The following is a 24,300-nucleotide window of genomic DNA, read 5'->3' as shown; positions in this document are numbered from 1 at the left end:
TCAGCTACGGGCTCCGATACGGGGGTCGACGATGCGATAGACAATGTCGGTGACAATGTTGAACAGGATCACCATGGCGGCAGAGACAAGGAACACGCCCAAAATCGTGTTGTAGTCACGCGCGGCAAGGCTTTCGAACATCAGGCGCCCAATGCCTGGCCAGGCAAAGACTGTTTCTGTCAACACGGCCCCGCCAACCAGTTGCCCTGCCTGCAAACCCGCAAGCGTTACGACTGGCAAAATGGCATTGCGCAGAATGTGACGGCGACGAATGACCGCATCGGAAAGGCCCTTGGCCTTGGCGGTCTTAACGAAGTCGAGTTGGGAGACTTCCAACATAGAGGCACGCGCCATGCGCATATAAACAGCCGTAAAGAACAAACCGAGTGTCAGGGCGGGCAAAACCAGGTGACTGAGGATGTCAAAGATACGGGTAAAGCCGGTATAGTTTTCCCCCACGGTTTCGTAGCCAAAGCCAGGCAACCAACCAAGCCAGACCGAGAACACTAGAACAGCCATAAGAGCCAGCCAGTAAAGTGGTGTGGCATAAAATAAAAGCGCCAATGTGGTCAAAATCGAGTCGGATGGTTTGCCGACCCGGGCGGCGGCCGAGACGCCAAATATGATCCCCATGACAAGCGAGACAACGAAGGCGGTGAGTGTCAGCAACAAGGTCGCGGGCAACCGATCGGCAATCAGGTCGACCACAGGCGCGCCTTGACGGAAGGAATAGCCAAGATCAAGTTGCACAATCCCCGCTACATATTTGCCAAGCTGAACATAAAGCGGCTGATCAAGACCAAAACGGTCGCGCAGTTGTTCGATCATCTGCTCGTCCGCGGCACCTGCTTCACCGGCAAGCACAACGGCCGGATCGCCCGGCGCGGCATGGATCAGGAAAAAATTGAGAATCGCGATAGCTAACAAGGTGAGAACTGCCTTGGAAAGCCGCGAAACGATGACAGCGAATATGGTCATTGGTCCCCGTATCATCTGGTATTGGAAATCCCGCTTTGGCGGGTGTCAGGAAAAAGGCGGGCCGAGAACCGGCCCGCCCGCAGACTTATTTTTCAATCCAGGCGTTACGTGGACCATCGTTCACACCAATGGCGGTGGTCACCAGATCCTTAACGTTGCACCGGTAGATCGTCGGGAAGGTCAGTTCCTGCATCCAGGCAACCGGCACATCATCGACGATTTCTTTCTGAATGTCGGCATAGGCACTGTTGCGTTCTTCCGGGGTTACCATCGTCGCAGCAGCGGCCCATTTCTTGTCGAGTTCAGGGTTGTTGTAGCCCTCTACATTGTTCCATGGGCTGCCTTTTTTAATGCGATCGGCTGTGTAGTTGCGCGAGACACCAAGGGCCGGATCACCGTACTGATAGAGATAGGTGAAGGCCAAATCGTAGTCCCACTGGGACGTTTTTTCGTTCCAGCCGGCAACATCAGCGCTGTCGATTTCGGCATTGATGCCAACTTCACTAAGGTTCTGACGCACGGCCTCGGCCCAGCGCTGCCAGGTTTCGCCATATGGCAGGGGCAGAATACGGATAGGTTCGCCGTCATAGCCCATCTCGGCCAGTAGCTCCTTGGCCTTTTCCGGGTTATGATCATAGATGGTCACGTCGTCGGAATAGAAATTGGTGCTCGACGCGATCGGGCCGGTCGCAACCTTGCCAAAGCCGTTCCAGACAACTTGCTGCATGAATTCACGATCCATGGCGTACATGACAGCCTGACGGAACTTCACGTTTGCCGTCGGACCTTCGCGGTTGTTGAGCCACATCCACGCAAGCGGTGCGACGAATTCCCAACCCTTTTCGGTGATGCAAACGCCATCCATTTCGGCCAGACGTGGAACATCCCAGTTTTCGACAGAACCGCCGGGCAGGACATCGACATCGCCGGTTTCAAACGCCACAGCGCGCGCAGCGGCATCGGGGATCACACGGTAGAAGACCTCGTCAAGGTGAGGCAGGCCATCAATATAGTAGTCCTCGTTTTTCACGAGATGGATGTGGCTGCCCTTGACCCATTCGTCAAACTTGAACGGTCCGGTGCCAATCGGGGTCGCATTTGCCGGATTGTTGGCAAAGTCAGTGCCCTCGTAAATGTGCTTGGGCACGATCGGCATCGTGCCGTTTTCAAAGGCATTGATAAACGGACCAAACGGTTCTTTGAGTTTGAAAACAACTGTCAGCGGATCGGGTGCTGTGATGCTTTCAACATAGGCCAGCGACGCACGCAGACGCGCATGGGTTTCGCGCAGGAAGACATCGGCAGAAAACACAACGTCATCGGCAGAGAAAGGCTTGCCATCATGCCAGATAACACCTTCCTGGAGCTTGAAGGTATAGGTCAGGCCGTCGTCGGAGATTTCCCAGCTTTTTGCCAGACTCGGCATCGGGTTTAGGTCACTGTCATAGCGCAGCAAGCTTTCATAAATATCGCCTGCAACCATCTGGGTTGGGCCGTTCTGCACCAGGCCCAGCATCAGTCCAGGTGGTTCTGGCTGAACGACGATATCAAGTCGACCGCCGGCTTCTTGCGCGGCCAAAGGCGACGCCAAGGTCGCCGCAATGAGGAAAGTCGTTGCTTTCAGTTTTAAGTATTTCATAGCATTCCCTGATTGTTTTTAGCATTTTTGTTCCTGTTTTCCGGCTTTTCGCACGTGTTATTTATCGAAGATCGTAAGTGGGGCTTTGGGCATTGGATGATCCCGAATCACCGGGATCTATCCTTGGTAATCTGGCGCGCAAACTTCTAACCTGCGGAGTTCGGCCGCCCATTCTGGGTCTGCTTTGCCCTTTTGTTCCATCGCGTCGTACATCGATTGGTACTGGCCCGCAGTGTGCTCAGCCACCTCATGCGACAGCACGACCGGCGTCAAACCCATTCCCAATGCGGCCACCTGGGCCTTGCAGGACCGCTCAAGATTAAGCGCCAATTTGAACGCCTCGGCAACGGAACGACCTAATAACAATGTACCGTGATTGCGCAGCAGCATCACCGATTTGCCGTCAAGATCGGCAACGATACGGGCGCGCTCGTCAAGATTAAGCGCAATGCCCTCGTAATCGTGGAAGGCAATCCGGTCATAGAATTGTGCCGACCACTGATTAAGCGGCAGAAGGCCTTCCTTGTTCGATGAGACGGCAACGCCAGCAACAGTGTGGGTGTGTAACACACAGACAGCGTCGTGACGGGCCATGTGAACCGCTGAATGGATGGTGAAACCTGCGGCATTCACCCCAGCCCCATATGGATCGTCAATGACAGCACCAGTTTCATCGACGGTGACGAGATTTGACGCGGTGACTTCATCAAAACGCAAACCAAACGGATTGAGCAAGAAACGCTGTTCGCCGCCGGGCCCACTCGGGAGCCGGGCGGAAATATGTGTGTAAATTCCGTCATCCATGCCTTCAAGTGCAATCAGACGATAGGCCGCCGCCAGATCTCGTCGTATTTCGGCGACTGTCTGATTATTCGTACCATCGCGCATTGGTACCACCCTTTCGTGTTGCCTCTTTTTTGATTGCTTCAAGGCTGCGGGATGATTTCGGCTCCGTCAAGTAAATTGTCGACAATCTACAGTTTGTTGCCTAGACTGAGCGAGCCAAACATATTTCGTTGGCATCGTTCGCGGGCACATTACATAGATTTAAGACACATATTTTTCAGGATTACATATGACAGAAACACAGCCAACTTCCGGCTTTCAGCAGCTTGATCGCGAAGGACTTGTGCAGCGAGTTGCGAAAATTCTGAGCAGAGCGATCGTCAGCGGAAAGCTTGCACCGGGAGCGCGGTTGTCCGAGTCGGTTGTGGCCCGCGAACTGGGTGTCAGTCGCGCGCCGGTCCGCGAAGCCGCAAGGTTGTTGGAAAGTTCTGGTCTGGTGATATCCGAGCCCAACCGCGGCTTTTTCGTGCGTCAGGTTTCAGCAAAGGCGCTAAATGACCTTTATGGGTTGCGACTGGCAATTGAGATTGCCGTGGTCGAGCGTCTGGCTCAGAACTGGAACGACGAGATCGACGAAACCTTGACAGCGCAGGTCGCAGAACTTCACCGGGTTGCCGCCGAAGAGACAGATATGTTCACCCAGGTCGAAGCCGACATGCAGTTTCACCGTCTGATGTGCAACGGCAGCGACAACCCCAAATTCCTGCAGGTTTTCGAACAGATCGCCATAGAAACCGAATTCAGCATCATGCTGATAGGACGGCTTTATGACGATCCGACCCGGATTGCAGAAACCCACGAACCCATTCTTGCTGCGCTGCGAACCCACGATACCGACGCAGCAGTCAAGGCCATCCGCTACCACATCTCCGAAGCACAACGCATCGTCATAGACCAGTTCCGCCTGCTTGAATAAGGTAAGACCTCTCCATGAAATGCTTCTACGCCCCAGAAACTGAATCCCATGATCCGCTGTTCCGCCTGACCTACGGCAAACTGCAGCGAAATGCCGAGCAGGCCGAACGCGCAAAGCTTTTGTTAGCAGGTCTTGATGCGCTTTCGTTGTCGGCGACACCGCCGCCTCGCGCACCCAGGGCGGCACTCGAAGCCGTTCATACGACACGGTTTCTGAACTTTCTTGAAACCGCCTGGGATGAATGGCAGAAACTGCCCGACGCAGGTCCCGAAGTGGTGCCAAACGTCTTTCCCCGTGCAGCAACATCGTCATACCCTGAAACCACGCTGGCGCGGGCCGGCTGGCATATGGGCGATACATCCGCGCCGATTGGTCAGCATAGCTGGCAGGCATCTTTGCGCGCTGCGGATTGTGCGATTGCCGCAACGGATGCGGTACTGGCGGGGGATGATGCGGCGTATGCGTTGTGTCGTCCGGCGGGGCACCACACCAGTGCCGAAATTGCCGCCGGCCATTGCCTGTTAAATAATTCGGCCATTGCGGCGGCCCGACTGCGTACAGCGCATGAACGCGTTGCCACCCTTGATATCGATGTTCATCACGGCAATGGCACACAGGATATCTTTTATGATCGCGGTGATGTTCTAACGGTTTCGATCCATGCCGACCCGACAACCTATTACCCGTTCTTTACCGGCTTTGCGGGGGAAACCGGCGCGGGTGAAGGTGCGGGCTATAACCTCAACATACCCCTTACGCGCACCACCACCGATGCCGCTTGGCTTTCTGCGATTGATACAGCCCTTGCGCGGATCTCGGACTTTAAGCCCGGGGCGATTGTGCTGAGCCTTGGTCTGGATACGCACGAAGACGATCCACTTATGGGGATGAAGATTTCCTGGGACGGACTTCGCCGTGCTGGCGAGAAAATCGCCGCCGCAGGTTTCCCGACCGTGATCGTGCAAGAAGGCGGATATCTTTCGCCGTCCTTAACAACATCGCTTCAGTCTTTCCTTTCGGGCTTTATGGCCGCCAAAAGACACGCCCTTGAGCCAAATTGACCCTTACCCGCAACCGATCACGGGCTTACTGGAAAATACCTATAATCCACCTCATAATGCACGCCCCACGAATGGGCATCATCTTCAAAACGGGAGTTTCACATGAACCATCGCCCAAATTCGCTTCACATGTCAGACATCGCCCACTCGATGCATCCTTATACCAATATGCGATTGCACGAGGAAAAGGGCCCAATGATTATGGCCGAGGGCAACGGCGCCCGCGTCACCGACAGCGAAGGCAAGGAATATATCGAAGGGCTTGCGGGCCTTTGGTCGGTCGCCGTCGGGTTTTCGGAAACACGTTTGGCCGATGCGGCCTATGCACAGATGAAACGCCTGCCCTATTACCATAGCTTCGCGCATAAGGCGCATGAGCCGTCGATCCGACTGGCGGAAAAACTGGTCGAGATGACCCCGGACGGGCTGAACCGGGTGTTCTTTACAAATTCTGGGTCGGAAGCCAATGATACCGTGGTCAAGATGGCGTGGTTTCTCAATAACGGTTTGGGACGGCCCGAGAAGAAGAAATTCCTGTCACGTACCAAGGCGTATCACGGGATCACGATTGCGTCCGGCTCATTGACCGGACTAGCTGGCAATCAGAAGGATTTCGATCTTCCGGCGATTCCGGTCACGCATCTGAGCTGCCCGCATTACTGGCGTTACGGCGCGGAGGGCGAAACCGAAGCCGAGTTTACCGCGCGTCTTCTTAAGGAGCTTGAAGACACGATCATCGCCGAAGGCCCGGAAACCATTGCGGCCTTTATCGGTGAACCGGTGATGGGGGCCGGGGGCGTTATGACCCCGCCAGAAGGCTACTGGCCGGGCGTTGCCGAGATTTGCCGCAAGTATGATATCCTGCTTGTTTCTGATGAGGTCATTAATGGCTTTGGTCGAACGGGTGCGCGCTTTGGCTGCGAAAAATATGGCTTCACGCCAGACATTCTGGTGACGTCCAAACAACTGACATCATCCTACATGCCGCTTGCAGCGATTGTGGTAAATGACAAGGTCTATGACGCCATTGCCGATAACACTGCCAAGCTTGGCAATTTCGGCCATGGCTTCACCGCAAGTGGTCATCCGGTGTCGTGTGCCGTTGGCCTTGAGAACCTCAAGATCATTGAAGAACGCGACCTTATGGGCAATGCCGAACGTCTGGAGCCGCTGTTCCAGAGCGGCTTACGCGCCTTTGCCGACCATCCGTTGATCGGCGAAATCCGGGGCGTCGGGTTGATCGCTGGACTGGAAATGGCCGACAAAAGCACCAAGCAACCAATCGGCAAGCCCGGCGCTGTGGCTGCCAAGGTCGTCGCACTGGCCGCTGAAGAAGGCCTTATCTGCCGCAATGTCTATGACACCGTGGCCTTGTGCCCGCCATTGATCGTGACCGAAGAAGATGTCCAGGAAATTCACGCCCGTTTAGGACGCGCGCTTGATCGGGCGTTGGACTGGGCCAAGACCGAAGGCATGATCTGACCTGAAAATCGCACCTGTGCGGCAAACGACCAGCTCGGTGGCATCGTGAAAAAGAAAAAGCCGTAGATGAGAAATAATATCTCATCTACGGCGTTCTAATTTTATACGTCAATTCACAGATACCTAGAGCCGGTTCCGCATATGTTTTTGGTTGTTGCGCGTGTTCGTGGTCTTTTGAGTGCCTATGTCGACGAACGTGACAGATCCCTTGTTTCTGTCGGAAGTCAGGCGCACTTCTATCCTGAGGCCAGTGACTATCCTGTTCTTGATGGAGCAGTTGTGCATGTTCAGAGCGTGCCGGCAGACTTCCTGAACGAGCCGTTGCTGGCTTCTCTGAATGGTGGGAAATCCCAGCGCGCAAGGACGTGAACGGGGAACTATTACCGGAACACGGGCAATATTAGGTCACCATCGAGATGAATGTGGAAAGTAACCATCATGCTGTCTCGCATGTGCTGCGCGGAGTCGTTTACTCAGACAGCAAGCCCTATTCACTGGCAGGTTGTGTCTATGACCGGGTGAGGGCTTTACTGTCGCGAGAAACAGGTTTTTGGAAATACAGAAACGCAAAGAGCCGGACGGACACAAAATATCTGGAATGCAGGGTAATCGCCAACGATAGAAAATGATGAGATGGAATTTGACTTTGAAAACCACCGCTGTCGCGATTGTCGGCATGTTTGTGGTTGCATCCGTCCATTCCGTTTCGGCAAATGCTTAGCAAAATGAAATCGTCATCGGGGCGGGCGGAGTGACGGGCATTTATTTTGTGGCCGGTGGTGCGATTTTCGGGATGATCAATAAGACATCATGTTCATAAGGGCCGCACCGCTTTACCGAAAGTGCAGCCGGTTCGATCTATAACCTGCGCGCGCTTCGCAAAGGCGAAATCGGATTTGCAATCGTCCAGTCAGACTGGATTGTAATGTCTCTTTATGATCATTGAATAACATTGACGCCTAAAACTCGCTCAATGTCTTCGCTAATATCTTCAAACGAACCATCGGCGACTAAGCGACTATTATCAAGCAACAGTACTTTGTCAGCATGTCGGATGGTCTCTAGGCGATGTGCAACAACGAGTATCGTGCAGCGACCCTTTAGTTCGTTCAAGGTTTCTGCGACAAGTTTTTCTGTCATCTTATCCAATGAGGATGTTGCCTCATCGAGGATAAGAATTTCGGGCCGGCGGATAAGAGCACGGGCGAGAACAATTCGCTGACGTTCGCCGCCAGAAAGACTGTCTCCACGCGGTCCAGCTATGGTTTCAAGGCCGTTCGGCAGGTTTTGCACGACGTCGGCGACAGATGCAGCCTCCAACGCTTCCCACATTTCGGCCTCGGTGGCTTCGGGGTACGACAGGCGTAGGTTGCTGGCGATGGTGTCGTGGAATAGAAAAGGTTCCTGCGGTACCAAAGCTATGCGTCTTCTCCATTGGGTCCGGTCGCTTGTTGACAAAGGCATATTGTCAACAAGCATGCGACCGCTGTCGGCCACAATCAGACCTGCGATCACGTCGGTCAAGGTCGATTTTCCAGCGCCCGACGGCCCGATCAAGGCGGTGATCGCGCCCTTTGGTATGTCAGCAGTTATATTCATCAAAGCAGGCCGATGGCTCATTTCATCATCGGCAAGATAACTTACCGAAATGCTCTCGAGGCTTAATTTTCGTTTCATGGTGGGCAGCGTGGTTGCGGTGTGAGAGATTGGTTCGACTGAGGTGCTGCACATTTGAAGTGTTTCGTCGTAGGATTGCAGTGCCGCAGTTGCATCACTCAATTTTCGCCATGATGATATGGCGCGCAACGATAACTGTAAAAGGCGTGCGTAAGCGATTATGAGAACCAAGGCTTCTGCAGGAGGGACCTTTATGATGCTCACAGCGATAAAGAGGGCTAAGGCTGAAGCCACGGCTGCTGCACATTGCAGAGTGGCCCGTTCAGTTGCTATGGCACGGACGTAAGCCATTTGATTGCAACGAATATCGGTAAAGCGCGCCGATATTTTGGTCACTCGCCTTTGCTCTGCGGAAAAACTTTTGATCACCCTAAGTCCGGCTAGGTCGTCAGCCAAATCGGCTGTGGCGTTCTGATTGACTTTTCCTTGTTCGCGCGCCAGCAGAAACCCTTGTGTACCCAAGTGCCGGGTAATTAAGGCGATGATGCCACCGACTAAAAGGGCGACCAAAGTCAACGGCCATGACAAAACGAACGAGGTGATAAGCACCGCAGGAATCGTCAACAGCATGCTGGTTAGGCTATCAAGCAAAAAGACGCCTTGTCCAATTCTGGCGATTTCGCCCGTAATAGATTGCAAAAGGTCAGATGTACGAACTGTCCGAAAACGGGCCCATTCCATGTGAAGGATGGCATCGTGCAATTTGCTACGCAGGCGGTCGAGAAACTCCAAAGATAAGGATCGAACCTCCAGCGTACGTTGGCGCACGACCATTGCGCCGCCCCCTACGAGCATTACATAAGCTGCCAAAGCGAGAGGGAGATGCCAATCAGTGACCATCCCGTTATCGAAACCGACAAGTTTAATAAGTGGTACAAGTGCTAGAATGCCCATGCTTTCAGCCAAGCCTGAAAGGATGCTAAGCACAATTACCCGCAGAAGCCTCTTTCTTCCCATTTCCTGAATACGGCACATCAAAACTAGTGCTGCGTTTTTTGCTGAAATAGGTGACGTGCTCTTGGCTGATTTATTCATTGTTTTTCTGTCGTCGACGTCGCGGTAAACTTGGCTGCTTGCTCGGACCGGGGCATTACCGTCCCAGCCAAGAATAACCAAACCCAAATCGAGTGCGGGTTGATGGCAAAGAATTTGGCTGGGTCTACCGTTTCAGTAAGCATCAACGCGATAGCATATAAAACCGCACCTTGGGCAAATACCGAGGCAACTGCGTTGTTGTCTTTAGGTTGTGAGAATGTTGTGCGCCATAAACGCCACATGGCTACAAGGAAAAATCCGTAAAGGCCAAGGCCAGCAATTCCAAGGCCCCCTCCCAGCTCAATCAAGACATTATGCGGACTGTCGAACGGAAACTGCGTACGCTGAAAATATTCGTTCGGCCAATTTGTTGGGCCAATCCCAAGAATCCAGTTATCGGCCCATATATCAAGCCCGATTGACCACAATCGGTTTCTCTGTCCGGTGCAAATCAGTGATTTGCATTCCTGATTTTTGTATTTTATATCGCCGTCAATGTTGCGGTAGATTTGGCTATGCTTTTGCGGTTTATCTTTAGATGGCGTGACGACAATCATTTCATGTGAACGAGACAGCCTTAGCTGCTGCTTCATTCTTTCGAGCACATTTGGGGACGGTTTCTCCGGCGATACCGGTTTGGGTATATGTTCCGCTTGGCGATACTGTTCATAGGTCCATTGCCCAATGTCAGTCGCCAAAACTAGGGTATAGCTCATCGTTACAATGGCAATTACCATTGCAGAGGCGATAGCAAATAGGCTCGCACGCTTTGAAGATGACCAGAACGCGATCGCCGCAGCCATAGGAGCGAGAACAGCTGCTATCAGGCTGCCCTTCGAAGATGTTGCGCTGATGACGATTGCAAAGATTATTGCAATTGTTGAGGCCGCCAATAGCTTTGCAAATCTGTTTTTTGATCTAGGTGGATGTATTGTCCCGTTACACCCAAATAGCTGCCAACAGACAGCAAGGGCGATTGCCAGGCCGGCCAAAAAATATTTCGCAGTCGCGTTAGGGTTACTATGCAGCCCAGAGAGACGCAGTCCCGGCCATTCCGGAAGCAGTTGTAAAAAATTGCTGAGCTTGGGGAAATAGACCGAAATTACATCAAAACTTATTGTAAGCATGAGAGCCAAAGACACGGCACTGATGAGCCCGAGGCGCATCGAATTGCCGTTTTCAGTGAGGCAATGATGAAATATCGCCAGTGCAGCTCCAAACAGAAAGATAACGAAGGCACAGGCCATGAAGGTGCTGTCGGTTTGTTGCTGAGGCAGCGTACTTAGAGTGAATAGGCTCCAAACTATGAACAAAACCACGAATGCCGCTAGTACCAGCAGCAGTGTAGGCAAGCGTTTCCATGTGCGGCTATGTAATAAAGTGAGCCAAAGTGGTGCGTGGCGCAGGTTCACTGCTGCCATCAGGGTGCCAAGCAATAGCGGCATGTCGGCTCGTGAGAGGCCCCATAAGCCTTGAATGGGGGTAATCATAATCAAAAAGGTCAAGCCCAAACGCGGGAAAGCCAAGGCTATTAAGAAGAATAGAACCCCGCAAAAAACCAATGCGATATCCCTCTGCGTAAGCGCTAGCAAGCTAAGTGCTACGACAGCAGCCATGAGGCAAATCTGGGCCACAAGCATGTGGTAGATGCCCCATTGAGAATCCCATTTGGCTAGTTGCTTAATCATTGATGGCCTTCTTCACGACCATATTTCCGCTGCCAGGTCCTGAAACCGATCATGATCAGTATCACAAGAATAAGTATGTTCAAGGGGTTTGGAACTCGTGGTACCAAGTGATGGTAAAGAATGTTTACGTCTGTCTTATCGGCGCGCCCGTTGAGCTTATCCTTGCATCGTGACATCGAGGCGACCGCCCCAGCGATGTCGTTAAGCATAGGTATTGCGGCTGTGCCATATGGAAGTGCCAGTGTAACTGCGGTTCTATGTTGCTTTGCCAAAACCGGCTTCATCGGTAGGCTATTTTCCGCTCCAACCGAACTGACAGCATAGGGGATCCAAGATGGGCTTTGGATCCAACAACCGGCCTTCAGTTCGAAACCGGCATAGAGAAAGTCGCGATGTCCCGATATTTGAGCGATCGCAACATAACCCGTCATTGCCAAACTTCCGATCAGAGTGGTTGCGAGGCAGACGCGGGCTAAGCGGGCTAGCGGGTCTAAGGGGAACCTATGAAGAACCCAAAGCCCCACTATTTGTATCGTTAACGACGGCATTATCGGGAAAAGCCCCGAAAAGGAGCTTCGCCATAGGGCAAAGCCGAATAGGGTGCCGCAATCAAATCCTCGGCGTGCAAGGAGACGCCAGCAGAGTATTAAGATCAGGGGAACCGCCAACATCCAGATAATCGGTGGGCCGGGGAAATACACGCTTGCCTCACCGAAGGCCAGAGAGGTGGTCTGGCCGTGGCCGTGCCCACCGTAAATTCTGCGGAATAGAAATTCCTCCAAGTTGGGGCGTTCACTAAGCCTTAGCTTACGCAGAACCTGATCTGTAAGGGTCGGAAGCTCAATCTCTGTGTCCGCCAGATGCACGGCAATTGCACTTTGGTAGAGAGGGAACACGATGCGTTGGCTTACTCGACCGATAAAGTAATTTGGAGGCGGAGCTACGCTCTCGGATTCAGTCTTTTTAGCTGCTGGCTCCTGTTCAATGTTTGGTCCCGTGTGAGGGGCAAGCACCTTAGAACGTTTTGCTTCGGGTGGAAGCGGGTTTTCGGGCGGAAGAGAAGTCACACCTAGGCTCTTGCCCAGAAGGGTGGGCGAGCGGGTTTTTGTGTCTTGGATGCCAGCAAACACTACCGTAGCACAGATGACCGCCAGGACGAATGCCTCGTGGGTAATACCCTTCCAGCGCCGTTCGTGGCTTCGGAGCCGCCATGCTTCCCAAGCAGATAAAAGAAATGGTAGTGCGAAGCCAAATAGGACCAGCGCCATTAACATGGAGCGGTATGGCGAAAGGGACATGCCTAATAAAAGTGCTACGAGAAGAGGTAACCGTGTAGGACAGTTACTTTTTGATGCGACGTAGAGCTGCAACAACACGGGGAGCAGCAGGTTTTCCAACGAGATTATGGTGCTGTAATATTCACTCTGGTTCAGTCGGGACACATGAATGGGCCCAAACTCGATAAGTGCCAGATGTACGAGGAACAGGCCAAGAGCCCCGGAAATGAACAGATATTGCAATGGTGTCGCTTTGGCATCCGTCGTCGTGGGGCGACCTGGCACGCTAGCCCAGCCACGCCAAAGCATCGCGGCCAGGACAGCGGCATACGTTATGGCGCTGTAGATTCCAACTTCCAGTGCCATGGTTTGGCAGTTGTCAGCAGAAAGGTTGTTCAGGCGGCAAGCTACGCTGATGGCCGGAAAGGACTCTACTGGGAAAAATGCAGCTAGGGCCAAGGTTCCAGACATGACTACGATGGAAAGAAGCAAGCCCGCCAGCAAAGGAGCGCCGGGCAAGGTCATGAGCCGATCCCTGCGCTCGCATCAGTTTTGGACGCCTTCCATTGAGAACGGCAAGGGATACGGTCCGGATCATAGTGATCGCCATAGCGTTGTGCGATGTCGATTACTTCCTTCATCAACCCGCTTTCCAGAAGAGTAGGGGTAAGGCCCATGGACTGAAGATTCTTTGCGGTTGCCGGCAGTTCGTTCTGCGGTGCCTCATTTCGTGGATTATCAACGTATTCTATTTTGCAGCCGGTCATATCAGCGATCATTTTAGCCAGGTCGGCAACGCGATGCGTTTCGGTCATCTGGTTAAATATCCGTACCCGTTCGCCATGTTCTGGTGGATTTTCCAGTGCCAATGCCAGGCAGCGGACGGTGTCTTGAATATGAATGAAGGCACGTGTTTGGCCCCCTGTGCCATGTACGGTAAGGGGATGTCCAACGGCCGACTGCATAAGGAATCTATTTAAGACGGTGCCGTAGTCGCCGTCATAATCGAATCGATTGATGAGACGCTCATCGCGCAATGTATCTTCGGTATTGGTTCCCCAGACAACGCCTTGATGCAGGTCGGTTATCCGAATCTGGTCGTTCTTATTGTAATAGTGAAACAGGTCCTGATCCAAGCATTTGGTCATGTGATAGATGCTTCCCGGATCAGTGGGGTGCCTGATCTCTTTGGCTACGCGACCTATTCCATCTGATGTTGGAACCTCAACTGTCAAATAGCCTTCTGGAATGAGGGTGCCACCGCCAGAGCCATATCCATAAACGCCCATTGTACCGATATGGACCAGATGGATATCGAGGCCGCTTTCGACAATTGCGCATAGCGTGTTATGGGTCGCGCTAACGTTGTTTTCAACAGTATACCGTTTGTGACGCGGCGACTTCATCGAGTATGGTGCAGATCGCTGCTCCGCCAAATGCACAATGGCATCAGGTTGCTGGCTTTCGATTAGATCAAGCAGCCCGTCATAGTCTCGCGCAACATCTAAATCGAACCATTGAATTCGACGCTCGGTGATTTCGTGCCAAGCGTTGAGACGGTCGGGCAAGGAGCAGATCGGGGTAAGGGAACCGGCCTTAAGTTCTTCATCTGCTTTTCGGCGTGCCAGATTGTCGACGATCATGACTTCATGTCCACGTGCAGACATATGTAGAACTATCGGCCAGCCGCAAAAGCCATCACCACCAAGAACCATAATCTTCATAGTTATTCCTGCTTCGAAACCCTGTCCATTCCGGTCACTTTAGACATGCCTATGGCTGTCCTGCAACAGGAGCGTCAATCTTGGAAAGGGAAGTTGGTTATAGTTATGGCATCAGTAGCAGATGCCTGATCGTTCGATTAAGAGCCCATCACAATAAAAAGGGGCCGATTAACGGCCCCTTTCTTTATACTCGATGTTTGTTGAGCCCTAAAACTTAAAGCGAAGGGTCCCAGTCAAGGAATAGACATCAAGATGTTCGCGGAACTGGGCTGTTGTGCCTTCGACCGTCAGAGAAAGGTCATCTCCGATGTTCGCCTGAGCACCCAAGCCGAAGGTCGCCCCAAATTTGTCATTCGCGACTGGTGTACCGAACTGGTCTGCAACACCTGCATCAGGCTTGATGCTATCATATTCCAACTGAACCGAGCCAAATGGCATGATGCTACCCCATTGGGTTTCGAACTCATAGCCTGCTTGACCCGAAAGTCTCCACTGACCAAAGTGGATTTTCTCTTCTTCGATGCGGTTTCCACCTGCACCAGATTCGGTGTACGCATCTTGCGTTTCAACGAGGTACATGTAACCGAATGTGCTTCGCAGATCCCAGCCACCAAGCTCGAACCGAGAATTTGCACTCAAATCACCAAAGAAACGATCACCAGAAATATCGCCGGTAATCGCGCCGTCGTTCCGGCTGGTGTCATAGTCGACTACAGCATAGCCAACGTTACCGTTGACATAGAAGTTCTTGTTGAAAATGTAGCTGGCATAAGGCGAAACCGTGAAGTTGTTACCTTCGAACGTACCGTTGTTGAACTTGGTATCGATATCTGGATTTTCATAGCCAAATGCTACACCAGCCAAAAACTGATCATTGAATTGGTGATCCACACCAATAAGACCGGTAAGAATTTGGCCTGAATAATCGACACCGCTTTGATCATTTTCGATCCAGCTATTTCCGATATTCAACCACATCGCGGTATCTTTTGCAGAATCGCCTGCAGCCTTTCCGTCACCACCGATGATTGCAGTTTGAGGCGATCCTAAACCGCCGCCAAAACCGCCGCCAAAACCGCTCCCAACGGCACTGCTTACTGCCTGGCTAATGCGACCAGCTAAAAGGCTGGTCGATTGGCTTGATGCCTGTTGCACAATCTGGGGTGCAACTACCGATGCTGAAGCTTCGGGGCCATAAGTCGTCGCTGCTTGGGCGCTCAGTGGTAGGAAGCCCAAAACCAACGACAGCACGGCCGTCTTTTTCAATGTCCCGATTAAATTTTTCACTGCTGCCCCTCAAGCATAAAACTCTAGATTTTCTCTCGTTACATACATTGTAGTACAAAATCAAGTTTCGTTTGTGGTTTTATTGTTTGAATTAAATAATTTAATTGATTGGAAGCTGCAGATGACAGCCGCAAATTTCATCAAAAATTTCGTTTTGGTAGGGCGAAGATGTTAGCTGCTGATAATAGGAGCTCTTGTTGAGCCTTTTCACGCTTTGTGTTCGTTTGAGGGGAAAAACTGATGGGGATGTTGACCCGGTTTGTGAAGCAGCTTTACAGCTTATCTGTCGTGATTGCTTTGATTCCTCTTGTGGGGTGTGTAGGGGCAGACCTTTTACCAGGGCGGAGCCAAGCGGGTTGGTATGCGGGTGATGCAGGATGGGCGTATAGCACTGTCGATACAGGGACGTTTTTTCTAACTACAGCTTTGTCTCCGTTTCTAGCTACTGGCGAGACGCTTACGGTCTACCTGGAAGGAGATGGACGTGCGTTTGTCGGTAAACGTACGCCATCTGCTGATCCTACCCCAGGAACGCCGACGGCATTGCGAATGGCAGTGTCCCAATCAGGTCCCGTTGGCTGGATAGCGCGGCCATGTCAATACACGCGGGCCGAAACCGCTCGCGGTTGTGATGTTCGTTATTGGACCAGTCACCGCTATGCGCCAGAGGTGATCGAAAGTGTCGGGCGGGCTATCGATAGATTAAAAGCCCTTAGCGGAGCGCAAACAATTGTCTTAGTAGGCTATTCTGGAGGCGGTGCGGTAGCAGCACTTCTGGCCGCGCAGCGAGCGGATGTCACTGGGTTCGTTACGGTAGCGGGCAATATTGATATTGGTTTTTGGGTGGCACGCGATAAGTTGGCGCCGTTGGCAGGGTCTCTCGATCCGGCCGATTATGCGGATCGTCTCAGTAAAGTGCCCCAAGTGCATTTCACAGGGGGAAAAGATTCTGTTGTTACATCGGATGTTGCGGAAGCCTACATGAAAAAATTAGAGAGAGGGGCCCCTGCACGCGTTGTTAAACTTGCCGAGTTCGACCATCATTGCTGTTGGGTTGATGCTTGGCTGCGGCTGCTACAGCGTCCAGAACTTAATACCATTCCCGATTGGCGATAGGAGACTTGCCGTGAGTTTGAAGTCGTCAATTGTTTTACTTCTGATGCATAGGCACCCTGGCGAATGAGTATATCCGACCAAGCTAGCGTCCGAGTCCGTGATATGAATGGCCCGAAGCTAATCATCTCTTTTGGGCGTGTGCTAAGTATTCTGGGGCTGGGGGTTGGTAGTGGCTTGATCTCTTTGGCCCATCCGGTATTTGCGATGGGGGTCTGGGCGGACTCTCAGCCAATGGTCTTGGGGCTTTTCGGCGCCGGTGCTTTGTGTTTTTTGGGGGTTGGTTTACAGGTTGAACACAGTCGGATAGCGCGGCGCGCAGCGCTTCATCCTGTTACCCTGACGCCTCTGGCAATCGCGATTTGGAGTTTGTTGATTTCTCCATGGTCGGATCATCCACTCCGATCAGTATTTGGTACTGCGCAGAGTGGCCAGGGCATTTTATGGTACTTGGCTTTATCTTCGTTAATGGCTGCTGCGCTCACTGTTTACCCCCTTCGGCGCGCCTGGTGGGGCATCTTGATCGTGGCAGTGGTCAGTTCTCTGATAGCCGGATTGCTAGGCGTACAGGGATTTGACTGGCTATACCCTTGGCTTGCCGATCATGGAATGGTCCCATCGGTTCGGCTGCTGCATTTTAACGAATATCTTGCCTATCCGGGGCTCGCCTTGGTCGTGTTTGCCGCTGCTGCCGGGGAAGACCGGCAGAAGGTTTGTTCGTGGCTACTATGGGGCGTGGCTTTATCTGTTCTTTTGCTCTCGCGCAACCGGACCGCTTGGTTGGTTATGCCGGTAGCTTTGCTGGCAGCACTTTGTCTGCGTAATCTTGAGCTGTTTAGCACTAAACGGTTGTTTGGCCTTGTAGTTGTGGTGAGTTTGGCAGGCATCTTGCCTCTTTTTGTCGTCTTCATGGCGCATGATGGGCCTTTGAGTTTGCTGCATTCGTTATGGTCGCGGTCAGTTATTGCGCATTCTCTTTTGCCGTCCGTGATTGATAGTATGAAGCATCTTTTGATCGGCCACGGATGGGGATCGGTTCCTGATGAGATGATCCGAAACATCCCGATCAGTGGAATTGATTTATATGATTCAAAATGGGGCGGATTGGGGCGCGATATCTACCATAGTCACAACGCGACCCTCGAAGGGGTCATGGCTGCGGGCCTTCCTGGTGGGATACTCGCCATTTCGTTGCCTGCTACTGTACTTTTGTTCGGTCAGCGACATCGTCTGTGGTTGGCAGCTTTTCTTGCGATTTCTTGGGCTGCTATGGATGCTTTTTGGTTTATGATTCCTGCGTCGCTACCTTTGATTGCATTGGCGTCAGCCAGTGTGATTGGTCGTCCGCGACGCTGGTGCTCTGTTCCCTCATTGGTTCCTTTTGTATGTTCAATCTTCGGTGGGCTGATGCTCTTGTCTGGTGCAGTGGCCCTTTTGATTCAGGGGATGCAAGAAAGCAGACTGATGTTCGCGATGTCCGAGGCAAATCAAGCTGACAAACTTTATTTGCCGATGGATATACAAGGTGACGGACATTCTCTTGCTGCCATTCTGACTGAGGCACATGACGCTTTGCAGTCTGCTCCTTTAGAGGAAAAGACTGCGCGGACACAGCAGCTGTCTAAATTCCGGAAGCTTTTGGATGGTCAGTCTTCGTCGATTGCTTCGTCGACCTTTTTCATGGCCTTGGTCAATAATGTGTCGGAAGAAGCATATTCAAAAAGAAGCGATAATCTAACATCAGCCGATGAAGACAGTCTGTCCAAGAGATGGGCGCAGCGGATTATGGCTCTTTTAAGGGAGGCTCCAATGCGCCTGGATGTGGTGGTACCCTATTTCAATTGGATGATGATTAAAGGCCGCGATCAGGACCTGATAAACCGGATTGAAGCGGTTAAGGCTCTTGAGGGAGTAGATAGCAATCATCCGGTTTTGTCGTGGTTTGATGGTAGCATTGCATTAAAATCGAATTCGCCTGCTGTGCAGAAGAATGGGCTAATGCTTATGCGGCAGGCGTTGCGCTCCGGGCTAGAACGCTTTATGCCCGTTGATAAGGCGCTAAAGGATGCTTTGGGGTAAGGACTAATTTTCCGGTAGTGACAATTTCGACATGCGTGCTGGCAGGCCTCCCAGCACAGCTGCAGTTTGTATGATCAGCCACAAGTTAAGTGAAGCTGTGGCACGTCTGACATAAAAACGAGCCCACCGCAGCTTATGGGGGAGTATTACCTGACGGTAATACTCTTCAGGTGCGTTTTGGCGTGCCAAGATATGCTCTTCGCGCCGATAGACCAAGCTTGCGAAGTCTGTGATACCCGGGCGTACTGATAGTACAACAGATCTGTCCATTGCACTCCAAAGTGATACGTAATGCGGCAACTCAGGACGCGGTCCAACAAGGCTCATATCGCCGCGGATTACGTTGAATAACTGCGGTAATTCGTCGAGTTTTGTTCGCCGCAGCAATTTGCCCCACTGCGTTAATCTTGCAATGTCTCCAACGCTAGCCTGTGATGCCTCAGTCGCTGGACGCATAGAACGAAACTTTAATATGGCGAACGGTTGACCGTTTTTTCCCACCCTTATTTGGCGAAATAGCACTGGACCGTTGCATTCCAAACGAACGCCGATTGCAACAATTAGCATGAGCGGCCATAAGATGAGAAGTCCGGTGGTCGATAGAAAAAGATCCAGACTTCGCCTGCTCACTGCAGAAGACTCCGCGTTGCCTCGATTACGGTGTTTACTTCGCTGTCTGTCATGCTCGAGAAGATAGGCAGAGAAACAGAGCGAGAAAATGCTTTTTCGGCAACTGGGAATTCTCGAACATCAAAATCAAGAACTTTTTTCCAAAGCGTATGTCGGTGCAGCGGGACGTAATGGACGCTGCACTGAACACCAAGACCTGCCATTAGGGAAATAAACTCGTTGCGATGAATTCTAGCCTCAGGCTGTAGCTGAACCATGAAAAGATGCCAAGCATGACGATCGTTTGGCAAAGGTTTCGCTGGCATCGTAAGCGGCAAACCTTTCAAGCCCTCGTAATACCTTTCAGCGACTTTTTCACGTCGCTGCCACATCTTTTCCAATTTAGCCAATTGAACTAAACCAAGCGATGCCGAGATATCGGTCATATTCGCCTTGAAACCGTCTTCTGTAACGTCATATAGCCATGAATTGCCATTAAGACGGTTAAATGCATCTGAATTGATCCCGTGAAGACGCAGTCGTTTCATACGCTCGGCCAGCGCCGGATCCGGGCAAGTAATCATGCCGCCTTCGCCAGTGGTGATGCTTTTAGTTGCATAAAAGCTAAAAACGGTCGCCGCTGAGCGTCCCGCGCCGACCATTTCTCCGCGCGATGACGTTGGTAAGGCGTGCGCGGCATCTTCGATTACCAATAGTCCTTTGCGCGATGCGATATCGTGTATCGCATCCATGTCACAGGCCAGACCACCTAGGTGAACTGGGATGATTGCACGGGTGCGAGAGGTAATCGCGGCCTCAATCCGATTGGGGTCAATGCAAAGTGTGTGATCGATGTCGACAAGAACCGGTGTCGCCCCCAGATGATAGATGGCCAGCGCCGTCGCGGTGAAGGTATTGGTTGTCGTGATCACTTCGTCGCCTGGGCCTATGCCAAGGGCTTTCAATGCTGTAGTTAAGCCAAGTGTCGCCGAGTTGGTTGCAGTGGTATGAGCTTTGCCGCCAAGGTAATCCGAAAATGCCTTTTCAAACTTCCTGACCGCAGGTCCTGATGTTAGCCATCCAGAACGCAGAGTCTGAGCCACGGCCTCAATTTCATCTTCTGTAATATCGGCACGTGACTGAGGAACTGTGAAGCTTGTTAGTTGGTTCATTGCATTTGACGCGGTCATTATCTTATAAGTCTCTACCTTGATGGCGATCTGCCGCGCACATTACGCGCTACTTCTTGAACTTGCAATTCCATCGCCTAATATTGTCAGAAATGGATTTTGGAATGCCTTCAGGTAGAGCTGCAAAAGCTACAGCATTGACATTATCCATTTTGGCGGTTGGCGCAATCGTTTCAGGATATTTGCGCGAAATGGTACTTGCCTCGACTTTTGGAGCAGGTACGCTTGCGGATGCCTATTTGTCTGTGATGACCGTGGCGCGCTTGGTCTGCGATATAGGTCCAGCGGCGGTTTTGCTGGCTGGTGTCGTGCCTGTAATGTCGTCTTTATCTGATCATTCGGTCGGTGCGCGTGGTCGTGTCTTTTTGGTTTCTGTAAGCATTACCCTGTTGTCGACAAGTCTTCTGGCCGTTGGTTTGAATCTTCTGATGCCAGTTGTGCTTTCGATGCTTGTACCAGGATTCGATGAGACGGCGCGTGACACCGGTTTAGCTATGTCTAACGGCGTCGTCTGGTTCTTACCGCTCCAATCTTTGACCGTTTTGTTTACACTTTTTCTGAATGCGGAGGGGCGATTTACCGGGGCAGCGGCACCATTAATCGCCAATTTTGCTTTCATTGGTGTTCTGCTTGCCTCCAATGGTCAGGATCCCGTGAGCAGGCTGTGGATCGCCACCCTTTTGGGCCCTGGATTGGCCGCTTTGATTTTGGGCTGCCAATGTTGGCAGATTGGGTTGTTTCACTCTGCCCCATCCGACGCAGCAAATGACGCGTTGCGATCTTTACGAAAGATTGCCGGTCCGGTTCTCCTGTCTTTTGGCTTGGCAGGCAGCGCGGGGCTTTTGCTTTATTGTCAATTATTGGTGCGCCGCTACGGGTCTATGGCGGGTGAGGGCAGCGTCTCGTCACTGGTCTATGCTTTTCGTCTTTACGAAGTGCCGGTATCATTAACCGCGAATGTCGCGGCGACAATGGTCTTGCCCGCGCTGTCGCGGCTCCATGCGCAAGGGCAGTTTCAGCGCATAACCGAAATTTGTCGCGATATTCTTGAATGGGGCATTCTGCTGCTGGCCCCCATGGCCGTAATCGTATACTTGGAGGCTCCACTAATTGTGGACCTTTTGTTTGGTTATGGTCGTTTTAATCCTTCGGATGTTGAACGGACAGCAGAAGCCTTGCGCGGCTTTGCCCCGGTTATTGTGTTTGAGGCCGGTATCGTTGTGTTTTACCGTGTGCTTTACGCGATGCATCGGGCACGCGTAGCTTTAACGGTGTCACTGGTCGTTGTATCTGTGCTGTTGCTTTCTCTTACCGTCGGCCGGGCTGAAAGTGAACATGGCCTGGCCTTGACATTTAGTGCCAGCTTTGTTGTGGGGATGGGGTGCTTGGCTGTATTTCTACTTAGATACTTTGGGCGAGGAGTTGTACCGTTTTTTGGTCGCCTTACCGCAATTTCAGTCCTTATGTTTATTTGCTTAGTGGCGAGCCTTATTTCCTTTCCGCAGGATACGCCATTGCTTGGGGGCGTTGGTTTCTTGGTTGTTTATATTCTGGCTTTCTTGGTCCTTTTTCCGTCGCACCGGTCCGCGATGCTTAGTCTGATCAGCCGTAAGGAGCGCGCACGGTGAGCAAGGATGAACTTGACCGCATCCGAGCCGTCTATACAGCTCGCCAGGAAGTAAGAACAGCAGACCGATATCGAGGAGACGCGCCAGCCGAGGTTCATGCATTGGCTCGTCGCCGTGAAATGTTCCGTGCGCTGCTTGGACGATGGTTGCCAGAAGGGCTTTCAGGGCAGACTATCCTTGATGTCGGATGTGGCCGAGGCAGTCGTCTTGCCGAGTGGTCCGACTGGGGAGCAGAGCCAAGTAAATTGGTTGGCGTCGACCTAATGCCCAGCTTGATCGGTAATGCCAAGAAATCCTTTCCAAAATCTTCGTGGTTGGTCGGGGCTGGTGACCGTCTGCCTTTTAAAAATCAGTACTTCGACGTGGTCACACAGTCGATGGCGGTCTCGTCGATCTTAAAGACGGACATGCGGGCCAGTTTTGCGGCCGAGATGTGGCGGGTTCTAAAACCGGGCGGTGTGCTGCTTTGGTATGATTTTCACTATCCCAACCCTTTTAACCCGAATGTGCTGCCGGTTAGGCGTGGCGAGTTGAATTCTTTGTTTCCTATGCCGCCTAAAGAGGTGTGCAAAGTGACTCTTATACCGCCTTTGGCAAGGTTGATCGCACCGCGTGCGCCAGGTTTCGTTCGGTATTTGGAGTGCTTGCCGTTTCTGCGCTCGCATCATGTCGCTTTATTTAAAAAGGAGTGCTGACGGTGTTGGAGACGTTGGCAATAATAGTATTTTGGGTAGCACTACTGCTATTGGTTCATGCCTATGGTGGCTATGCGATGCTATTGCGTTCGCTCGTGAAACTATTCCCATCCAAATTCGTAGCATGCCCCGTTCCAATTGTGAGGCAAAAGCCCAACGTTAGCGTGCTTTTAACCGTGCATAACGAACAACAGCATATTGTTCCCCGGCTCGAAAACCTACTGAGCCAAGACTATCCGCAAGAGCTGATGGAAATCGTTGTCGCTTCAGACGGCTCTGATGATCATACCGATGATTTGGTGATAGAGTTCGCTGCGCAATCAGATGCAAACATAAAACTGATTTCTGTGACCGGTCGGGAAGGAAAATCTGGTGCCCAAAACCATGCTTTGCCCAAGCTGACAAATGAGATTGTGGTGCTGACCGATGCTGCCGCCAGATTCGCGCCGGATTTCATCGCCCGCATCGTTGCGCCATTCGCTGACGATACCGTGGGTTGCGCTGTTGGAAGAGTCGCATTTTCCGATGAGGATACCGGCGTCTCGCGGGGTATGAGAAGGTATTGGCGCACTGAGATGGCGCTTCGGGAAACCGAAAGTCGTCTTGGCATCTTGGCTGTTGCAAGTGGACAGGCCATGGCTTTCCGCAAAAGCTTATTTCGTCCGTTACCTTTGCACGTCGGAGATGATTGCATTATTCCTTTGGATGTGGTGGCGTCTGGCGCACGGGTTGTTCACGTCCAAGATGCGTTAACATATGACGAGGCGGAGTCCGGGATCAAAGGCGAATTGCGCTCGCGCGCGCGCATGACTGCGCGGAATTGGGTGGGGACATGGCGTCATCCGGCGCTTCTTTCACCTTTTGGACATCCGGGATATGCTTTTTCATTGTGGTCTCATAAGTTGTTGAGGTGGCTCAGTCCAGTTTTGCTGGCATCGCTTTTTGTAGCAGCGCTATTTATGGCGGATAGGCCATTTTATGGTGCTATTGCATGTATCAGTAGCGTTGGCCTCGCTCTTGCGGGCATCGGTTGGGCCGCAGAGGCTCGCTTGGGCCATGGGCAAACTGTGCCGCACATTCCTGGACTTTCGCTGGCGCAATTCGCGTTTGCGTTTTTCTTAGCGCAGATGGGCTTTTTCTGGGGGCTATGGATTGCGGTGCGGGGCCAAAGAATTCGGGCTTATAAAACGTAGGGCATACGGTTTTGGAGCCTTGATTTGAAAGTTTTCTGCTCAAAGTAGCGGTATTTACAAGGTGTTGTTGTTCCCCACGAAGAGTAATCATTACGGATGACGAGTCCATGTGCCTACCTTGAGGCATTTTTCGTTCTTGTCGTCGCATGGCGAATTGTTTTCGTCTTGCCGCTTCTCTGGTGG

General features: G+C 52.0%; 19 protein-coding genes. 9 read left to right on the top strand and 10 right to left on the bottom strand.

The genetic code is table 11. The annotated features are described in order from the left end of the window. The 3 genes from HCZ99_RS09200 to HCZ99_RS09190 form a co-directional block, all read right to left on the bottom strand. Positions 1–978: an ABC transporter permease gene (locus HCZ99_RS09200; protein WP_167446624.1), complete on the bottom strand. Its 978-nt coding sequence runs from the start codon at positions 976–978 to the stop codon at positions 1–3. 85 nt (positions 979–1,063) lie between these two features. Continuing rightward, the gene (locus tag HCZ99_RS09195) at positions 1,064–2,617 is read right to left on the bottom strand and encodes an ABC transporter substrate-binding protein (RefSeq protein ID WP_167446623.1); all 1,554 of its coding nucleotides are present in this window, start codon (positions 2,615–2,617) and stop codon (positions 1,064–1,066) included. 117 nt (positions 2,618–2,734) lie between these two features. Continuing rightward, on the bottom strand, positions 2,735–3,505 hold the full coding sequence (locus HCZ99_RS09190; RefSeq protein WP_167446622.1) for a class II aldolase/adducin family protein: 771 nt from the start codon (positions 3,503–3,505) through the stop codon (positions 2,735–2,737). Between the two features lie 187 nt (positions 3,506–3,692). Between HCZ99_RS09190 and HCZ99_RS09185 the strand changes: the two genes are divergently transcribed. The 4 genes from HCZ99_RS09185 (at position 3,693) to HCZ99_RS09170 (ending at position 7,291) form a co-directional block, all read left to right on the top strand. Beyond that, positions 3,693–4,379 (top strand): GntR family transcriptional regulator, encoded by a 687-nt coding sequence (locus HCZ99_RS09185; protein ID WP_167446621.1) that lies wholly within the window; start codon positions 3,693–3,695, stop codon positions 4,377–4,379. A gap of 14 nt (positions 4,380–4,393) precedes the next feature. Continuing rightward, positions 4,394–5,440 (top strand): histone deacetylase family protein, encoded by a 1,047-nt coding sequence (locus HCZ99_RS09180; protein WP_167446620.1) that lies wholly within the window; start codon positions 4,394–4,396, stop codon positions 5,438–5,440. Positions 5,441–5,542: 102 nt separating this feature from the next. Beyond that, a complete protein-coding gene (locus tag HCZ99_RS09175) occupies positions 5,543–6,922 on the top strand; it encodes an aspartate aminotransferase family protein (protein ID WP_167446619.1) in 1,380 nt (459 codons plus the stop codon). A 141-nt stretch (positions 6,923–7,063) separates the two neighbouring features. After that, positions 7,064–7,291 carry a hypothetical protein gene (locus HCZ99_RS09170; RefSeq protein ID WP_167446618.1) on the top strand — a complete coding sequence of 76 codons (228 nt, stop codon included), beginning with the start codon at positions 7,064–7,066 and terminating at the stop codon, positions 7,289–7,291. Between the two features lie 570 nt (positions 7,292–7,861). Here the strand turns inward: HCZ99_RS09170 and HCZ99_RS09165 are convergent. The 5 genes from HCZ99_RS09165 to HCZ99_RS09145 all read right to left on the bottom strand — a co-directional run bounded on the left by HCZ99_RS09165 (position 7,862) and on the right by HCZ99_RS09145 (position 15,610). Continuing rightward, the gene (locus HCZ99_RS09165) at positions 7,862–9,634 is read right to left on the bottom strand and encodes an ABC transporter ATP-binding protein (RefSeq protein WP_167446617.1); all 1,773 of its coding nucleotides are present in this window, start codon (positions 9,632–9,634) and stop codon (positions 7,862–7,864) included. After that, positions 9,631–11,322 carry an O-antigen ligase family protein gene (locus tag HCZ99_RS09160; protein WP_167446616.1) on the bottom strand — a complete coding sequence of 564 codons (1,692 nt, stop codon included), beginning with the start codon at positions 11,320–11,322 and terminating at the stop codon, positions 9,631–9,633. The genes HCZ99_RS09165 and HCZ99_RS09160 overlap by 4 nt, the downstream gene beginning before the upstream one ends. Then, entirely contained in the window at positions 11,319–13,124 is a 1,806-nt protein-coding gene (locus tag HCZ99_RS09155) for a hypothetical protein (protein ID WP_167446615.1), read from the bottom strand. The genes HCZ99_RS09160 and HCZ99_RS09155 overlap by 4 nt, the downstream gene beginning before the upstream one ends. Further along, the gene (locus tag HCZ99_RS09150; RefSeq protein WP_167446614.1) at positions 13,121–14,323 is read right to left on the bottom strand and encodes an NAD-dependent epimerase/dehydratase family protein; all 1,203 of its coding nucleotides are present in this window, start codon (positions 14,321–14,323) and stop codon (positions 13,121–13,123) included. The genes HCZ99_RS09155 and HCZ99_RS09150 overlap by 4 nt, the downstream gene beginning before the upstream one ends. A gap of 207 nt (positions 14,324–14,530) precedes the next feature. Further along, entirely contained in the window at positions 14,531–15,610 is a 1,080-nt protein-coding gene (locus HCZ99_RS09145; protein WP_167446613.1) for an autotransporter outer membrane beta-barrel domain-containing protein, read from the bottom strand. A 240-nt stretch (positions 15,611–15,850) separates the two neighbouring features. On the opposite strand from HCZ99_RS09145, the gene HCZ99_RS09140 reads away from it, so the two are divergent. Both HCZ99_RS09140 and HCZ99_RS09135 read left to right on the top strand, forming a co-directional pair. Next, positions 15,851–16,726, top strand: coding sequence for a dienelactone hydrolase family protein (locus tag HCZ99_RS09140; RefSeq protein ID WP_167446612.1), 876 nt, complete (start codon positions 15,851–15,853; stop codon positions 16,724–16,726). Positions 16,727–16,828: 102 nt separating this feature from the next. Continuing rightward, the gene (locus HCZ99_RS09135; RefSeq protein ID WP_167446611.1) at positions 16,829–18,802 is read left to right on the top strand and encodes an O-antigen ligase family protein; all 1,974 of its coding nucleotides are present in this window, start codon (positions 16,829–16,831) and stop codon (positions 18,800–18,802) included. Between the two features lie 3 nt (positions 18,803–18,805). On the opposite strand, the gene HCZ99_RS20900 is transcribed toward HCZ99_RS09135, so the two are convergent. Continuing rightward, positions 18,806–19,432 carry a sugar transferase gene (locus HCZ99_RS20900; RefSeq protein WP_167446610.1) on the bottom strand — a complete coding sequence of 209 codons (627 nt, stop codon included), beginning with the start codon at positions 19,430–19,432 and terminating at the stop codon, positions 18,806–18,808. Then, positions 19,429–20,601, bottom strand: a complete 1,173-nt coding sequence (locus HCZ99_RS09125) for a DegT/DnrJ/EryC1/StrS family aminotransferase (RefSeq protein ID WP_254869530.1) — start codon at positions 20,599–20,601, stop codon at positions 19,429–19,431. The genes HCZ99_RS20900 and HCZ99_RS09125 overlap by 4 nt, the downstream gene beginning before the upstream one ends. A 56-nt stretch (positions 20,602–20,657) precedes the next feature. On the opposite strand from HCZ99_RS09125, the gene murJ reads away from it, so the two are divergent. The 3 genes from murJ to HCZ99_RS09110 are packed head-to-tail and all read left to right on the top strand — an operon-like array spanning position 20,658 to position 24,117. Beyond that, positions 20,658–22,229 (top strand): murein biosynthesis integral membrane protein MurJ, encoded by a 1,572-nt coding sequence (gene murJ, locus HCZ99_RS09120; RefSeq protein ID WP_167446609.1) that lies wholly within the window; start codon positions 20,658–20,660, stop codon positions 22,227–22,229. After that, complete coding sequence (locus HCZ99_RS09115) at positions 22,226–22,924, top strand: class I SAM-dependent methyltransferase (RefSeq protein ID WP_167446608.1); 699 nt, start codon at positions 22,226–22,228, stop codon at positions 22,922–22,924. The genes murJ and HCZ99_RS09115 overlap by 4 nt, the downstream gene beginning before the upstream one ends. A 2-nt stretch (positions 22,925–22,926) precedes the next feature. Beyond that, positions 22,927–24,117, top strand: coding sequence for a glycosyltransferase (locus HCZ99_RS09110; RefSeq protein ID WP_167446607.1), 1,191 nt, complete (start codon positions 22,927–22,929; stop codon positions 24,115–24,117). The last annotated feature ends 183 nt before the right edge of the window (positions 24,118–24,300 follow it).

This window comes from Thalassospira lucentensis (genome assembly GCF_011806425.1).
Taxonomy (GTDB): Bacteria; Pseudomonadota; Alphaproteobacteria; order Rhodospirillales; family Thalassospiraceae; genus Thalassospira; species Thalassospira lucentensis_B.
Note: the sequence above shows the minus strand (reverse complement) of the source record. Positions and strands in the feature narration are given on the sequence as shown.

Coding starts and splice junctions, on each gene's coding strand:
- HCZ99_RS09125 (WP_254869530.1), bottom strand. CDS start 20,601: ATGACCGCGTCAAATGCAATGAACCAACTAACAAGCTTCACAGTTCCT.
- HCZ99_RS09140 (WP_167446612.1), top strand. CDS start 15,851: ATGGGGATGTTGACCCGGTTTGTGAAGCAGCTTTACAGCTTATCTGTC.
- HCZ99_RS09150 (WP_167446614.1), bottom strand. CDS start 14,323: ATGAAGATTATGGTTCTTGGTGGTGATGGCTTTTGCGGCTGGCCGATA.
- HCZ99_RS09180 (WP_167446620.1), top strand. CDS start 4,394: ATGAAATGCTTCTACGCCCCAGAAACTGAATCCCATGATCCGCTGTTC.
- HCZ99_RS09200 (WP_167446624.1), bottom strand. CDS start 978: ATGACCATATTCGCTGTCATCGTTTCGCGGCTTTCCAAGGCAGTTCTC.
- HCZ99_RS09185 (WP_167446621.1), top strand. CDS start 3,693: ATGACAGAAACACAGCCAACTTCCGGCTTTCAGCAGCTTGATCGCGAA.
- HCZ99_RS09175 (WP_167446619.1), top strand. CDS start 5,543: ATGAACCATCGCCCAAATTCGCTTCACATGTCAGACATCGCCCACTCG.
- HCZ99_RS09170 (WP_167446618.1), top strand. CDS start 7,064: ATGTTTTTGGTTGTTGCGCGTGTTCGTGGTCTTTTGAGTGCCTATGTC.
- HCZ99_RS09135 (WP_167446611.1), top strand. CDS start 16,829: ATGAATGGCCCGAAGCTAATCATCTCTTTTGGGCGTGTGCTAAGTATT.
- HCZ99_RS09155 (WP_167446615.1), bottom strand. CDS start 13,124: ATGACCTTGCCCGGCGCTCCTTTGCTGGCGGGCTTGCTTCTTTCCATC.
- HCZ99_RS09190 (WP_167446622.1), bottom strand. CDS start 3,505: ATGCGCGATGGTACGAATAATCAGACAGTCGCCGAAATACGACGAGAT.
- HCZ99_RS09160 (WP_167446616.1), bottom strand. CDS start 11,322: ATGATTAAGCAACTAGCCAAATGGGATTCTCAATGGGGCATCTACCAC.
- HCZ99_RS09165 (WP_167446617.1), bottom strand. CDS start 9,634: ATGAATAAATCAGCCAAGAGCACGTCACCTATTTCAGCAAAAAACGCA.
- HCZ99_RS09195 (WP_167446623.1), bottom strand. CDS start 2,617: ATGAAATACTTAAAACTGAAAGCAACGACTTTCCTCATTGCGGCGACC.